The 16,421-nt window shown below is 57.5% G+C and carries 3 protein-coding genes, 3 rRNA genes and 1 pseudogene; 3 read left to right on the plus strand and 4 right to left on the minus strand.

Going from position 1 to position 16,421, the window contains the following annotated elements:
* Positions 1-329 precede the first annotated feature (329 nt).
* The 3 genes from ACA062_RS21795 to ACA062_RS21805 all read left to right on the plus strand — a co-directional run bounded on the left by ACA062_RS21795 (position 330) and on the right by ACA062_RS21805 (position 10,277).
* The gene (locus tag ACA062_RS21795) at positions 330-8,975 is read left to right on the plus strand and encodes a GH36-type glycosyl hydrolase domain-containing protein (RefSeq protein WP_497452954.1); all 8,646 of its coding nucleotides are present in this window, start codon (positions 330-332) and stop codon (positions 8,973-8,975) included.
* A 76-nt stretch (positions 8,976-9,051) separates the two neighbouring features.
* Positions 9,052-9,777, plus strand: coding sequence for a Crp/Fnr family transcriptional regulator (locus tag ACA062_RS21800; RefSeq protein WP_497452955.1), 726 nt, complete (start codon positions 9,052-9,054; stop codon positions 9,775-9,777).
* 158 nt (positions 9,778-9,935) lie between these two features.
* Positions 9,936-10,277 (plus strand): GNAT family N-acetyltransferase, encoded by a 342-nt coding sequence (locus ACA062_RS21805; RefSeq protein WP_497452956.1) that lies wholly within the window; start codon positions 9,936-9,938, stop codon positions 10,275-10,277.
* Between the two features lie 163 nt (positions 10,278-10,440).
* Here the strand turns inward: ACA062_RS21805 and ACA062_RS21810 are convergent.
* The 4 genes and pseudogenes from ACA062_RS21810 to ACA062_RS21825 form a co-directional block, all read right to left on the minus strand.
* A pseudogene (locus tag ACA062_RS21810) lies at positions 10,441-10,905 on the minus strand (class I SAM-dependent methyltransferase); the annotation flags it as partial.
* Positions 10,906-11,215: 310 nt separating this feature from the next.
* A 5S ribosomal RNA gene (gene rrf / locus ACA062_RS21815) occupies positions 11,216-11,331 on the minus strand.
* Between the two features lie 156 nt (positions 11,332-11,487).
* Positions 11,488-14,379: ribosomal RNA gene (locus ACA062_RS21820) — 23S ribosomal RNA — on the minus strand.
* A gap of 312 nt (positions 14,380-14,691) precedes the next feature.
* Positions 14,692-16,228: ribosomal RNA gene (locus ACA062_RS21825) — 16S ribosomal RNA — on the minus strand.
* Together the 16S, 23S and 5S rRNA genes form the textbook arrangement of a ribosomal RNA operon.
* Positions 16,229-16,421 lie beyond the last annotated feature (193 nt).

Raw genomic sequence — 16,421 nt, forward strand, 5'->3', positions numbered from 1 at the left:
AAGGAACGCAGGAGAACTCACTGCGGGAGCAGCAACTGTTCATCGATTCTGACTGTCAAACTCGCTCTGAAACAATTTCACACAGCCTGGGTCGATTTCAGTCAGTCGTGACCGGCAGAAATCGGCCAGAAGCAGTCACTCCAGACACCGCCAGGAACATCCTAAGAACGCGCGCTATGTTCGCCAGCGAACAGACGAACAGCCCTCCAAGTCTCCACACTCAAGTTGAAAAGCTACGTCCACCAAGCGCTGCTCGGTGCTGGCGCAATACGTTGGCGCACCTATAAAAATGCACGCAATTGTATGATGCGTTTCAGGCTCAGGACCTTATGAACAGCATATGGACACGCCTACAGAAGGTATTTTCTCGCTCGTCCGGTTTTTGGCGAACCCGTCTGTTTCCCCCACCCCGATTCAAATACGAGCCCATTTTGCGCTCGGAGCTTTTCAGCGCCGATCAGATGGCCAGTCACGGCATCGCCCTGGCCGGGCAGCATCGCCTGACCACGCTGTCCGCACGGGACTCGATGCTGCACAGGCTCGATGACAACGAGGAGTTGCTTAAACGCAGCTGCGCGGCGCTGACCAACGCGCAAGGGTCCAGCCGACGAGTGACGCCGGCAGCGGAATGGTTGCTGGACAATTACTACCTGATCGAAGAAAACATTCGCACCGCCAGAACGCACCTGCCCAAAGGCTATAGCCGTGAGTTGCCACGCCTGATCAACGGCCCGTCGGCGGGGTTGCCTCGCGTCTATGACATCGCGCTGGAGACCATCTCCCATGGCGACGGTCGAGTCGATGAGGAAAGCCTGAGCCGCTTCATTTTTTCCTATCAGACCGTGATGCCGCTTGCGCTGGGCGAACTGTGGGCGATACCGATCATGCTGCGCCTGGCGTTGATCGAAAACCTGCGGCGAGTGGCCTCCAGGGTCATGGCCAACGCCGACGAGCGCAATCTGGCCGATGACTGGGCCGAACACCTGATTGAAACCTCGGAACGAGACATCAAAAGCGTGGTGCTGACCGTTGCCGACATGGCCCGCTCCGCACCGCCGATGACCGCCGCCTTTGTCGCCGAATTCACCCGCCGCCTGCAGGGCCAGAGCGCGGCGCTGGCCCTGGCGCTGAACTGGATGGAGCAGACGCTGAGTGAGACAGGCTCCAGCATCGAACGCCAGGTGCAGCTCGATGCGCAACAACAGGCAGCGGATCAGGTGTCGATTGGCAACAGCATCGGCAGTTTGCGCCTCCTGTCCGCCACGGACTGGCGCGAGTTTGTCGAGTCGATGAGTCATGTCGAGCAGATTCTCACTGAAGATCCGGCAGAAATTTACCGGGCGATGGATTTCAGTACGCGCGACAGCTACCGGCATGTCATAGAACGCCTTGCCCGAAGGAGCCCCCAGCACTCGGAAATCCAGGTTGCCCGCGCCGCGATCCAGCTTGCCGCGGCCGGAACCGCTTCAGTCCCCTGCGAGTTGCTGGCACGCCATGTCGGGTATTACCTGATCAGCGCAGGGCTGCCGACGCTGGAGCGACGACTCAATGCCAGGGTGCCGCTTCATGAGCGTTGGAAACGGTTGTTGCAGCAGTCGCCGCTGATGTTTTATCTGGCGCCGGTGGCTGTTCTGACGCTCATCTTCGCCTGGCCTTTACTGGCCTCCGCGCAGCGCGACGGGATGCCCGATGCGGCGCTTCTGATGATGGCGATTCCCTGCCTGATCATGACCAGCCGACTGGCAATCAGCCTGATCAACTGGTTGGTGACGTTCAGTCTGTTGCCGACGACGCTGCCGAAAATGGATTTTGCCAGCGGTATTCCCGATGGCGCGCGAAGCCTGGTGGTGATCCCGACGCTGATCGCCACCCTGGCCGATGTGGACGAACTGGTGGAAGGTCTTGAAGTGCGGTTTCTCGCCAACCGCGACAACAACCTGTATTTCGCGTTGCTCAGCGATTTTCTGGATGCGCCTGAAGAGGCTCAGCCGCAAGACGCCGAGCTGCTCACACAGGCCTCCCGTGCAATCACCCTGCTCAACCGAAAATACGCGGACGGACTCAGCGACCGATTCTTTCTGCTGCATCGGCCGCGTCGCTGGAACGCGAGCGAACGCGTGTGGATGGGCCACGAGCGCAAACGCGGCAAGCTGATTGAACTCAACGCCCTGTTGCGTGGCCATGGAGAGGAACGCTTCAACGCCATCGTCGGCGACATCACGCCATTGCGCGGGGTGCGTTACGTGATCACGCTGGACACCGACACCCTGCTGCCGCGCGATGTCGCTCGCCAATGCGTGGCGGCCATGATGCACCCGTTGAATCGTCCGTTGTTCGACAGTAGCGGCGAGCAGATCATTTCCGGCTACGCAGTGTTGCAACCGCGAGTGGGCATCAGCCTGACCAGCGCCACCCGCTCGATCTACGCCCGGCTGTTTGGCAGTGATGCCGGCGTCGATCCCTACACTCGCACGGTATCGGACGTTTACCAGGACCTGTTCCACCAAGGCTCCTTCATCGGCAAGGGCATCTACGACGTGGACGCGTTCACCTGCGCCCTGGAAGGTTGCTTGCCGGATAACCAGATTCTCAGCCACGACCTGATCGAAGGGTGTTATGCACGATCCGGCCTGCTCAGCGACGTGCAAGTCTACGAGCAATACCCCTCGCGCTATGGTGCCGATGTCAAGCGACGGCATCGCTGGGTTCGCGGCGACTGGCAACTGCTGCCGTGGACATTGCCCTGGGCGCGCAACGCCGACGGCAAGTGGGTGCGCAACAGGCTGAGTGTCATGGCACGCTGGAAGATTCTGGACAATCTGCGACGCAGCCTGGAACCGCTGGCGCTGTTGCTGATGTTCGCATGGGGCTGGTTTGCCAGCAGCCAGCCAATGAACTGGACCCTGACTGTCATCGGGTTGCTGGTGATACAACCGTTGCTGCGAGCGGTGACCGATCTGATGCAGCCTCCCGCTAATGTGCCCTATGGGCAATACCTCAGGGCGCTGCTGGGTGATCTGGCACAAGACCTCGCCCGGGCTGGTCTGACGCTCGCCTGGCTGCCCTTCGAGATGTTCTACAGCGCTGACGCCATCCTGCGCTCGCTCTGGCGAATCGGCTTCAGCAGACGTCGGCTTTTGCAGTGGCAGCCCTCGCGCGAGGTGGAGCGCACCACCGAAAACCGGCTGTCCGGCCTCTATCGCCAGATGTGGATCGAGCCGGTATCGGCCCTGATCTCACTGGCCCTGCTGGTGAAGGATCCGCAGACGCTGGCCATCGCCAGTCCGCTGCTGCTGTCATGGTTAGTCGGCCCCTGGATCGCTTGGTGGCTCAGTTCGGCACCCAAGCAGTCAGTGTTCGTACCGTCGACGGATGATTTGCGCTTCCTGCGGTTGCTGGCGCGCAAGACCTGGGCGTTCTTCGATCAATACGTCGGGCCCGAGGATCACTGGCTGCCACCGGACAACGTGCAGGAACAACCCAGGCCTGCCATTGCCCATCGCACCTCGCCGACCAATATGGGCATGTCGCTGCTCGCCCACCTGGCCGCTCACGATTTCGCTTACTTGAGCACCGAACGACTGCTGTCCCGGCTGGCGGCGTCGCTGGACAGCATGGACGGTCTGGAGCGTTATCGGCAGCATTTCTATAACTGGTACGACACGCGGACCCTCGAGCCGCTGCGTCCGCATTACGTCTCCACCGTCGACAGCGGCAACCTGGCGGGCCTGCTGTTGACCTTGAGCACCGGCATTGCGCAGCTGGCAGACGCCCCGATGTTCGGCCCTGCCGTGATCAAGGGCCTGCGCGATACCCTGGACATTCTTGCAGACTCCCAACGCGCCTCGGGGGCAGATGAATACGCCCTGCCACTGAGAAAAGGCCTTGAACCGGTCTCGCAAATTGCGACCCCTGAGGCGCTGGCAGACCTGCTGCACACGGCTCGCATCTTGGTCACCAGCCAGCCAGCGGACACCGACGAGGAAAGCCTCTACTGGCGGGAAGCGTTTACCCGTCAATGCATCGACTGGACAGAAGAACTGCAGCGTTATCGCCTCCCTGCCCCCTTGGTCATGATTGAATCGCCTCGCACCTTGCGTCAACTGGCCGACCTGAACCCCACCGACTGGGCCACCGAGCATCACCCTGAAATCGAGCGGGTCCGCAGTGACGCCGCGCAGCGTCTGGAAACCCTGAAGCGTCTGGCGTTATTGACCACGTCGCTGGCGCAGATGGATTTCTCGTTGCTTTACGACCACCAGCGTGACTTGTTTGTCATTGGTTACAACGCCGAGGAGCGCAGGCTCGACACCGGTTACTACGACCTGCTGGCGTCCGAGGCGCGGCTGACCAATTACGTGGCCATCGCTCAAGGGCAAATCCCCCAACGCGCCTGGTTCACCCTGGGAAGGCTGCTGAGTGAAAACGCGGGCGTACCGACGTTGCTGTCCTGGTCGGGTTCGATGTTCGAATACCTGATGCCGATGCTGGTGATGCCCAACTTCGAGGGCAGTCTGCTGGACCAGACTTGCCGCGCCGCCGTGACGGTGCAGATCGAACAGGGCAACAGGCTGGGCATTCCGTGGGGCGTTTCGGAGTCGGGGTACTCCACCGTCGACGCGCACTTCAATTATCAATACCGCGCCTTCGGCGTTCAGGCCCTGGGGCTTCAGCGCGGGCTGAGCAATGACGTCGTGATTGCGCCCTACGCCAGCGCCCTGGCGTTGATGGTCGATGCCGATGCGGCCTGCAAGAACCTGCAACGCCTCGCCCAGGGCTCTGCCGGACGTTTCGGTCTGTATGAAGCCGTGGATTACACCGAGGCCCGCTTACCCCGCGGCCAACACTTCGTCGTGGTCCGGTCGTTCATGGCTCACCACCAGGGCATGAGCTTGCTGGCCTTGACCAGCCGACTGCTCGATCAACCCATGCAACAGCGATTCGAGGCCGACCCGGCGCTGCGATCTGCCCTGCTGCTGCTACAGGAGCGGGTGCCGAAATCCGCCGCGCCGTACCTGCAAACCGCACAGTCGCCGGTACTCGGCGATGTCGGCCAAGGCCAGGATACGGGGCTTCGGGTGTTCTCTGATCCGGGACGCAAGCGTCCGGCCGTGCAGTTGCTCTCCAACGGTCGCTACCACGTCATGCTGACCAGCGGCGGCGGTGGTTACAGCCGCCGTAATGAAATGGCGATCACCCGTTGGCAGGAGGACACCTCACAGGACAATTGGGGGATGTTCTGCTACCTGCGCGATGTCCAGAGCAACACGGTCTGGTCGGCTGCGCATCAACCGACTATGCATCAACCCGAGAGCCACGAGGCGATCTTCTGCGATTCCCGTGCAGAGTTCCGTGCGCGCAACCAGGATTTCGACACACACCTGGAGATTGTTGTCTCGCCTGAAGACGACATCGAACTGCGCCGCCTGCATGTCACCAACCGAGCGTCATCGGCCAAGACACTGGAGATCACCACCTACGCCGAAGTCGTGCTGACAACCCCGGTCAACGACGCGATGCACCCGGCGTTCAGCAAGCTGTTCGTGCAGACCGAATTACTGCCTGCGCTTCAGGCCATTATCTGTAGCCGCCGCCCCCGGGCCAGCGATGAACCGACGCCGTGGATGTGCCATTTGCTGGCGGCACACGGGGTGGACATCGATGCGATCTCGTACGAAACCGATCGCGCCCGGTTCATCGGCCGAGGACGCAGCCTTGTGTCACCTGCCGCCCTTGATGCCGATTGCCAGCGCTTGTCAGGCAGTGCAGGCCCGGTGCTCGATCCGGTGATCGCGATTCGCTGCAGGATTACCCTGCAACCTGGCCAACAGGCCACCATCGACTTGGTCACCGGTGTCGCCGACAGCCGTGATGACTGCCTTTACCTCATCAACAAATACCGTGACCGCCACCTCGCCGACCGCGTGTTCGACCTGTCCTGGACCCATAGCCAGGTGCTTCTGCGTCAGCTCAATGCCTCGTTGTCCGATGCCCGTCTGTTCGAGCAGATGGCCTCGTCGTTGCTTTACGCGAACGCCTCGATGCGCGCCAACCATGCGGTGCTGATTGCCAATCGCCGCAATCAGCCGGGGCTCTGGGGTCAGGCCATCTCCGGCGACCTGCCCATCGTGTTGCTGCAAATCCAGAGCCTGGACAACATAGCCCTGGTGCAGCAATTGATTCAGGCCCACGCCTACTGGCGGCAAAAAGGGTTGGTGGTCGATTTGTTGATCTGGAACGAAGATCAGGCGGGTTATCGCCAGCAATTGCAGGACGCGATCCTGGGCCTTATCACCTCAGGCAGTGAAGCCACTCTGCTGGATCGTCCGGGCGGGATTTTTGTGCGCCCCGCGCAGCAGCTGTCGAATGAAGATCGCGTGCTGTTCCTCTCGGTTGCCAGGCTGGTGCTGAGCGAAGATCTGGGCAGCCTGGCCGAACAGATTCATCGCCGCAAAGTATCACCGATGCACGCACCGTTTGTGGCGACCCGGCATTTTCAGGCTCGGCCGGCATCGGTACGACCGAACCGTCCCTTCCTGCTGCTGAGCAACGAATATGGCGGCTTCAGCGCCGATGGCGGTGAGTACATCATCACCGGACTCGCGCCCGATCCGACACCCGCGCCCTGGGTCAACGTGATCGCCAATGCACATCTCGGCACGGTGGTCTCGGAAGCCGGCAGTGCCTATACCTGGGCCGAAAACGCCCATGAATTTCGCCTGACGCCCTGGCACAACGACCCGGTCACCGATCGCAGCGGCGAAGCCATTTACCTGCGTGATGAAGAGACCGGGCACTTCTGGTCTGCAGCGCCTCAACCCTGCCCCGGACAAGGCCCGTACCAGACCCGTCACGGTTTCGGTTACAGCGTGTTCGAACATGAAGAAGACGGCATTTACAGCGAGCTGTGGATCTACGTGGCGCTGGATGCGCCGATCAAATTCTCGCGGCTAGTGTTGAGCAACCGCTCGGGACGCCGCCGGTCATTGTCGGTCACAGGGTATGTGGAATGGGTGCTGGGCGATCTGCGCAGCAAATCGGCGATGCACGTGGTCAGCCAATCGGATCCCGCCAGCGGGGCCTTCTTCGCCCGCAACGCCTATTCGGTGGAGTTTTCCGAGCGGGTGGCGTTCTTTGACACCGACACGATCGATCACGGTGTCAGCGGTGACCGTACTGAATTCATTGGCCGCAATGGCACCCTCGCCTCACCGGCAGCGATGCAGCACGCCGGTCTGTCCGGGCGCATGGGCGGTGGTATGGACCCTTGTGCCGCCCTGCAAGTGTCGATCGAACTCGGCGAGGGCGATACCCGGGAAGTCATTCTGCGTCTGGGGGCAGCGTCTTCCAGTAACGCCGCCACCCAGCTGGTGCAGCGTTATCGGGGCAGCCTGGTGGCTGCCGAGGAATTGCATAAAGTACGGGAACACTGGCGCTCATTGCTCGGGGCGATTCGTATTGAAACGGGCGCGCCTGCGGTCGACGTCATGGTCAACGGCTGGTTGATGTATCAGGTCATCGCGTGCCGTTTCCAGGCCCGAAGCGGCTACTACCAGTCGGGTGGCGCCATCGGTTTTCGCGATCAGCTGCAGGACAGCATGGCGATGATCCATGCCGATCCGGCAGCCGTGCGCGCGCACCTGTTGCTGTGTGCCGGCCACCAGTATGTGGAAGGCGACGTGCAACACTGGTGGCACCCGCCGATGAATCGAGGGGTTCGCACCGCCTGCTCCGATGACTTTTTGTGGCTGGTGGCCGCCACCAACCGCTATGTCGAAATGACCGCAGACGTGGACGTGCTGGAAGAGGTCGCCGGATACCTGGAAGGACGCCAACTGGTGGCCGGCGAAGAGTCCTACTATGACCTCCCCGGTGTATCGCCCCTGCGAGAGTCCCTGTATCAACACTGCGTGCGTGCCATCGAACACAGCCTGCGCCGTGGTCATCACGGGTTGCCGCTGATGGGCTCCGGGGACTGGAACGACGGCATGAATCGCGTCGGCCACCTGGGTGCAGGTGAAAGTGTCTGGCTGGGCTTCTTCAGCTATCAGGTGCTGGAGCAATTTGCGGTGACCGCTCGCCAGCACGGTGATCACGCATTTGCCAAACGCTGCAGCGACAGCGCGGTGACACTGCAACGCAACCTCGATAAAACGGCCTGGGACGGCGCCTGGTATCGCCGCGCCTGGTTCGACGACGGACAAATGCTCGGCTCGGCGAGCAATGAAGAATGTCGTATCGATTCCATTGCTCAAAGCTGGTCAGTGCTGTCGGGGGCCGGCTCTGCCGTCCGCCAGATCAAGGCCATGCAGTCATTGGATGAGCATCTGATCAAACGTGACATCCGCGCCGTGTTGCTGCTCGACCCCCCGTTTGACAAGGGTGCCCTGGACCCCGGCTACATCAAGGGCTACGTGCCAGGCGTGCGCGAGAACGGAGGTCAGTACACCCATGCTGCCGTTTGGGCGGGCATGGCGTTTGCGCAGTTGGGTGAAGCCGGCAAAGCCTGGGAACTGCTGAATCTGATCAACCCCGCCGCGCCTGCCAACAACGCTCAAATCGAGACCTATAAGGTCGAGCCCTATGTCATGGCCGCGGATGTCTACGGCACCGCGCCCCATGCCGGTCGAGGTGGCTGGACCTGGTACACCGGCTCTGCGGGCTGGATGTACCGGCTGATTGTCGAGTCGTTACTGGGCGTACAACGCAGCGGCCGCACGCTCAGGATCGAACCGCTGATACCCGTCGACTGGCCGGGCTTCATCTTGCACTACCGCTTCGGCAAAACCCTCTACCACTTTGATGTGCGTCAGAGCAGTTCGACCTTCACCTCCATGACCCTCGACGGCCAGCCATTGAGTGATGCTGCGCTGCCACTGGATGACGGCGGACTGGAGCATTGGGTCCGGGTAGATTGCCGCGCCCGGTCACCCAGGCCCCAAGCGCTGGAATTCGAGCATGCCGCCGATGAATAGACATTGATCACCAGCCATGGCATGCATGGGAGTACCCTGAGCGGGCACGCCCCTGTTCCGCCACGGATGCTCTGTCATGCATGCCTCCCCCGATCCAAGCCACAATCATTTACTGGCGGCGCTACCGGCCGTCGACCTTCAGCGTCTTGTTCCGCACCTGGAGCAGGTCAGTCTGGCGCTAGGCGATGTGCTGTATGAACCGGGGGACACACTGCGGCACGTTTACTTCCCGACCGACGCCATCGTTTCTCTGCTGCATGTCACGGAAAACGGCTCGTCAGCAGAAATCGCCGTGGTCGGAAACGAGGGTTTGATCGGCATAGCGCTGTTCATGGGCGGCGAAAGCACCTCCAGTCGGGCAGTGGTGCAAAGTGCCGGTGGTGCATTTCGCCTGCCGGGGCAAAAGCTCAAGAATGAGTTCAACCGTCATGGCGATCTGCTTCTGTTGATGCTGCGTTACACCCAGGCGCTGATCACGCAGATGTCACAGACCGCCCTGTGCAATCGCCACCATTCGATCGATCAGCAATTGTGTCGATGGCTGCTGTTGTCGCTGGATCGCCTGCACGGCAATCGCCTGAACATGACCCAGGAGCTGATCGCCAACATGCTGGGCGTGCGCCGCGAAGGCGTCACGGAAGCGGCCGGCAAACTGCAGCGTCAAGGCGTCATCGAGTACAGCCGGGGCCAGATCACGGTTCTGGATAGAGCGCGCCTTGAACGGCTCAGCTGCGAGTGCTACCTGGTGGTCAAGACCGAAACCGATCGGCTGTTGCATTACACCCGCCGTGAGGACGAATGATGGGTTCGAATGGATTGCCGGCGGCAATACCGGCTATCCCTTAAACCTGTCAGCGAGCGGGTATTGCCCCCGCTAACCGCGCATAAGACTAGGGTGAAGGAGCAGTCCCAAAAATGAGCCGGAGTTCAGCGCATGTCTTAGAACCCCACGACCAGCTCATGGACATCAATCTGCACAATCGCATGGCTTACATAGCACTGGCATTCGAAGGCAGCCAGCTCATTGAAATCGGTACCGCGCGTTACGGGGCGTACGAAGGCGACGCTCATTGCGAGTTCGCCGTTGCTGTTCGCGACCGCTGGCAACGAAGGGGGGTCGCCACTGCGCTGTTACAACATTTGATGGACACCGCCACTCGCCAAGGCTTCAGCAAAATCTCGTCAATGGATTCGTCAGGTAACGAGGCGATGCACGGCTTGGCAATGAATATGGGATTTACCAGCAGAAACGATGATCAGCATGGGCCGCAGATTTTTCATGAATATGTTTTAGCGCCTTAGTTTTAAAAAGACAGCCACGTGACCTGTTCGCGTTGATGCTTGGGCAGCAGTTGAGCGCGCAAAGAAGTGTTCTGCGTCAACAGCAAACGCCGGGTTATGCTGGTTCGATTGCTGCCCGTCGCGACAGGCAGTAATCGGCCAGGAGCAGTCTATCGGTTCCGTTTTAAATGGTCTTACGCGTTAGCCAGGCACCCCAGAACAGACTACTGAAGAAACGAGTAGCGTCTCCGAATCCAGAGTCATGCATCAATTGTTGAACCGCAGCCTCGGAATGTGGCGGGTCAGCTCCCTGAAGAATTTTTCCTAACTTGGCCTTCACTTCATCCGGGCTGGCGCCATGCTGTCGCCACCGCTGCCCCCAGGCGGCAAGCAATAACGGTTGGCTGGCATAAGCATATTGATTGCCCGCGATAATCAGCGGCGCACCCGGCTTTAGATGAGCCCGAATGGATCGTAAAATTTGTCGCTTCGCAACATCCCCATCGAGATGATGGAGCACACCGATCAAGGTGGCTGCGTCGTATGACTCGTTCGCTGCCAGGTCTTCAACATGCCCAAGATGCAGGCTTGTTCTTTCGAGCAAATTGTTTGCCTCCAGCTGCTGCGCCGCAGCCTCCAGCATCGGCTCATGACAGGCAGTAATTGGGTTGATAATAACCGCGTGCAGTGACTGGCTCGATCTGCAACGGTATGAACGCAGGCAACTCTGCTGGCGGGCGGTCACGATATAGCGGAGGCTATTTACGGATGACCCTGGCTTTGATGCCGTATTGATGACAACCCCGAAAACGCCTTACCTGGTTGCAGGCATTCCTGAAGAGCCTGGGCCTTGACGGCAGACTACGCGCCGGTACTCCGTACCCAGTTTCAGGATGCTTTTTTCGAGGGCAAAAACAAAACCCCTACCTGCATGCGCAGATAGGGGTTTCGGAATTTAATCTTGACGATGACCTACTCTCACATGGGGAAACCCCACACTACCATCGGCGATGCATCGTTTCACTGCTGAGTTCGGGATGGGATCAGGTGGTTCCAATGCTCTATGGTCGTCAAGAAATTCGGGTACCGAGTCGCGGCCTGATGGCCTCGCTTCAGCAAAGTGGGTATGTGATAGTTTTCGGTGTTTTGTGAGATCGAACTTTCGGTTCGTTTCGTCTTCACACACCGCAATCTGGTGCCTTTTCAGGTCAGCAAATTGCTTGGGTGTTATATGGTCAAGCCTCACGGGCAATTAGTATTGGTTAGCTCAACGCCTCACAGCGCTTACACACCCAACCTATCAACGTCGTAGTCTTCGACGGCCCTTCAGGGGACTCAAGGTCCCAGTGAGATCTCATCTTGAGGCTAGTTTCCCGCTTAGATGCTTTCAGCGGTTATCTATTCCGAACATAGCTACCCGGCAATGCCACTGGCGTGACAACCGGAACACCAGAGGTTCGTCCACTCCGGTCCTCTCGTACTAGGAGCAGCCCCTCTCAAATCTCAAACGTCCACGGCAGATAGGGACCGAACTGTCTCACGACGTTCTAAACCCAGCTCGCGTACCACTTTAAATGGCGAACAGCCATACCCTTGGGACCGGCTTCAGCCCCAGGATGTGATGAGCCGACATCGAGGTGCCAAACACCGCCGTCGATATGAACTCTTGGGCGGTATCAGCCTGTTATCCCCGGAGTACCTTTTATCCGTTGAGCGATGGCCCTTCCATACAGAACCACCGGATCACTAAGACCTACTTTCGTACCTGCTCGACGTGTCTGTCTCGCAGTCAAGCGCGCTTTTGCCTTTATACTCTACGACCGATTTCCGACCGGTCTGAGCGCACCTTCGTACTCCTCCGTTACTCTTTAGGAGGAGACCGCCCCAGTCAAACTACCCACCATACACTGTCCTCGATCCGGATAACGGACCTGAGTTAGAACCTCAAAGTTGCCAGGGTGGTATTTCAAGGTTGGCTCCACGCGAACTGGCGTCCACGCTTCAAAGCCTCCCACCTATCCTACACAAGCAAATTCAAAGTCCAGTGCAAAGCTATAGTAAAGGTTCACGGGGTCTTTCCGTCTAGCCGCGGATACACTGCATCTTCACAGCGATTTCAATTTCACTGAGTCTCGGGTGGAGACAGCGCCGCCATCGTTACGCCATTCGTGCAGGTCGGAACTTACCCGACAAGGAATTTCGCTACCTTAGGACCGTTATAGTTACGGCCGCCGTTTACCGGGGCTTCGATCAAGAGCTTCGCGTTAGCTAACCCCATCAATTAACCTTCCGGCACCGGGCAGGCGTCACACCCTATACGTCCACTTTCGTGTTTGCAGAGTGCTGTGTTTTTAATAAACAGTCGCAGCGGCCTGGTATCTTCGACCGGCATGGGCTTACGCAGTAAATGCTTCACCCTCACCGGCGCACCTTCTCCCGAAGTTACGGTGCCATTTTGCCTAGTTCCTTCACCCGAGTTCTCTCAAGCGCCTTGGTATTCTCTACCCAACCACCTGTGTCGGTTTGGGGTACGGTTCCTGGTTACCTGAAGCTTAGAAGCTTTTCTTGGAAGCATGGCATCAACCACTTCGTGTTCTAAAAGAACACTCGTCATCAGCTCTCGGCCTTAGAATCCCGGATTTACCTAAGATTCCAGCCTACCACCTTAAACTTGGACAACCAACGCCAAGCTGGCCTAGCCTTCTCCGTCCCTCCATCGCAATAACCAGAAGTACAGGAATATTAACCTGTTTTCCATCGACTACGCTTTTCAGCCTCGCCTTAGGGACCGACTAACCCTGCGTCGATTAACGTTGCGCAGGAAACCTTGGTCTTTCGGCGTGGGTGTTTTTCACACCCATTGTCGTTACTCATGTCAGCATTCGCACTTCTGATACCTCCAGCAAGCTTCTCAACTCACCTTCACAGGCTTACAGAACGCTCCTCTACCGCATCACCTAAGTGATACCCGTAGCTTCGGTGTATGGTTTGAGCCCCGTTACATCTTCCGCGCAGGCCGACTCGACTAGTGAGCTATTACGCTTTCTTTAAAGGGTGGCTGCTTCTAAGCCAACCTCCTAGCTGTCTAAGCCTTCCCACATCGTTTCCCACTTAACCATAACTTTGGGACCTTAGCTGACGGTCTGGGTTGTTTCCCTTTTCACGACGGACGTTAGCACCCGCCGTGTGTCTCCCATGCTCGGCACTTGTAGGTATTCGGAGTTTGCATCGGTTTGGTAAGTCGGGATGACCCCCTAGCCGAAACAGTGCTCTACCCCCTACAGTGATACATGAGGCGCTACCTAAATAGCTTTCGAGGAGAACCAGCTATCTCCGAGCTTGATTAGCCTTTCACTCCGATCCACAGGTCATCCGCTAACTTTTCAACGGTAGTCGGTTCGGTCCTCCAGTTAGTGTTACCCAACCTTCAACCTGCCCATGGATAGATCGCCCGGTTTCGGGTCTATTCCCAGCGACTAGACGCCCTATTAAGACTCGCTTTCGCTACGCCTCCCCTATTCGGTTAAGCTCGCCACTGAAAATAAGTCGCTGACCCATTATACAAAAGGTACGCAGTCACCCAACAAAGTGGGCTCCCACTGCTTGTACGCATACGGTTTCAGGATCTATTTCACTCCCCTCTCCGGGGTTCTTTTCGCCTTTCCCTCACGGTACTAGTTCACTATCGGTCAGTCAGTAGTATTTAGCCTTGGAGGATGGTCCCCCCATATTCAGACAAAGTTTCTCGTGCTCCGTCCTACTCGATTTCATGACTAAGAGATTTTCGCGTACAGGGCTATCACCCACTATGGCCGCACTTTCCAGAGCGTTCCGCTAATCTCAAAGCCACTTAAGGGCTAGTCCCCGTTCGCTCGCCACTACTAAGGGAATCTCGGTTGATTTCTTTTCCTCAGGGTACTTAGATGTTTCAGTTCCCCTGGTTCGCTTCTTAAGCCTATGTATTCAGCTTAAGATACCTAACTTATGTTAGGTGGGTTCCCCCATTCAGACATCTCCGGATCAAAGTCTGTTTGCCGACTCCCCGAAGCTTTTCGCAGGCTACCACGTCTTTCATCGCCTCTGACTGCCAAGGCATCCACCGTATGCGCTTCTTCACTTGACCATATAACCCCAAGCAATCTGGTTATACTGTGAAGACGACATTCGCCGAAAATTCGATAATACTCAATTAAGAGCAACTCACAAATTTTACCTTAGCCTGATCCAACACCAGTGAAAGTGTTGTTCAGTCTATCTTTCTATCACATACCCAAATTTTTAAAGAACGATCTAATCAAAGACTAGAAATCAATATTCATCTGCGAATATTCATTTCTAAACTCTAACGAGCCAGACAACCTGATGGATGTCTCTCGCCTCTACAGTGAATCAAGCAATTCGTGTGGGAACTTATGGAGCAGCTGATGTCGTCGATTAAGGAGGTGATCCAGCCGCAGGTTCCCCTACGGCTACCTTGTTACGACTTCACCCCAGTCATGAATCACACCGTGGTAACCGTCCTCCCGAGGGTTAGACTAGCTACTTCTGGTGCAACCCACTCCCATGGTGTGACGGGCGGTGTGTACAAGGCCCGGGAACGTATTCACCGCGACATTCTGATTCGCGATTACTAGCGATTCCGACTTCACGCAGTCGAGTTGCAGACTGCGATCCGGACTACGATCGGTTTTCTGGGATTAGCTCCACCTCGCGGCTTGGCAACCCTCTGTACCGACCATTGTAGCACGTGTGTAGCCCAGGCCGTAAGGGCCATGATGACTTGACGTCATCCCCACCTTCCTCCGGTTTGTCACCGGCAGTCTCCTTAGAGTGCCCACCATTACGTGCTGGTAACTAAGGACAAGGGTTGCGCTCGTTACGGGACTTAACCCAACATCTCACGACACGAGCTGACGACAGCCATGCAGCACCTGTCTCAATGTTCCCGAAGGCACCAATCCATCTCTGGAAAGTTCATTGGATGTCAAGGCCTGGTAAGGTTCTTCGCGTTGCTTCGAATTAAACCACATGCTCCACCGCTTGTGCGGGCCCCCGTCAATTCATTTGAGTTTTAACCTTGCGGCCGTACTCCCCAGGCGGTCAACTTAATGCGTTAGCTGCGCCACTAAGAGCTCAAGGCTCCCAACGGCTAGTTGACATCGTTTACGGCGTGGACTACCAGGGTATCTAATCCTGTTTGCTCCCCACGCTTTCGCACCTCAGTGTCAGTATCAGTCCAGGTGGTCGCCTTCGCCACTGGTGTTCCTTCCTATATCTACGCATTTCACCGCTACACAGGAAATTCCACCACCCTCTACCATACTCTAGCTTGTCAGTTTTGAATGCAGTTCCCAGGTTGAGCCCGGGGATTTCACATCCAACTTAACAAACCACCTACGCGCGCTTTACGCCCAGTAATTCCGATTAACGCTTGCACCCTCTGTATTACCGCGGCTGCTGGCACAGAGTTAGCCGGTGCTTATTCTGTCGGTAACGTCAAGACAGCAACGTATTAGGTAACTGCCCTTCCTCCCAACTTAAAGTGCTTTACAATCCGAAGACCTTCTTCACACACGCGGCATGGCTGGATCAGGCTTTCGCCCATTGTCCAATATTCCCCACTGCTGCCTCCCGTAGGAGTCTGGACCGTGTCTCAGTTCCAGTGTGACTGATCATCCTCTCAGACCAGTTACGGATCGTCGCCTTGGTGAGCCATTACCTCACCAACTAGCTAATCCGACCTAGGCTCATCTGATAGCGCAAGGCCCGAAGGTCCCCTGCTTTCTCCCGTAGGACGTATGCGGTATTAGCGTCCGTTTCCGAGCGTTATCCCCCACTACCAGGCAGATTCCTAGGCATTACTCACCCGTCCGCCGCTCTCAAGAGAAGCAAGCTTCTCTCTACCGCTCGACTTGCATGTGTTAGGCCTGCCGCCAGCGTTCAATCTGAGCCATGATCAAACTCTTCAGTTCAAACATCTTTGGGTTTTTAAGAAACCCTAAACTTGGCTCAGCAATCGTTGGTTACATCTTTGATTTCTCGCGGAGTAACTTGTGATGCTGATAATCTTGTTGACTATCAGTCTGACTCCACAAGCACCCACACGAATTGCTTGATTCAGTTGTTAAAGAGCGGTTGGTTAAGATCTTTCGTCTCAACCGAGGT

Source organism: Pseudomonas sp. LBUM1679 (assembly GCF_059695565.1).

Excerpts from the sequence above, each read along its gene's own strand:
- ACA062_RS21795 (WP_497452954.1), top strand. The coding sequence starts at position 330 with ATGAACAGCATATGGACACGCCTACAGAAGGTATTTTCTCGCTCGTCC.
- ACA062_RS21800 (WP_497452955.1), top strand. The coding sequence starts at position 9,052 with ATGCATGCCTCCCCCGATCCAAGCCACAATCATTTACTGGCGGCGCTA.
- ACA062_RS21805 (WP_497452956.1), top strand. The coding sequence starts at position 9,936 with ATGGACATCAATCTGCACAATCGCATGGCTTACATAGCACTGGCATTC.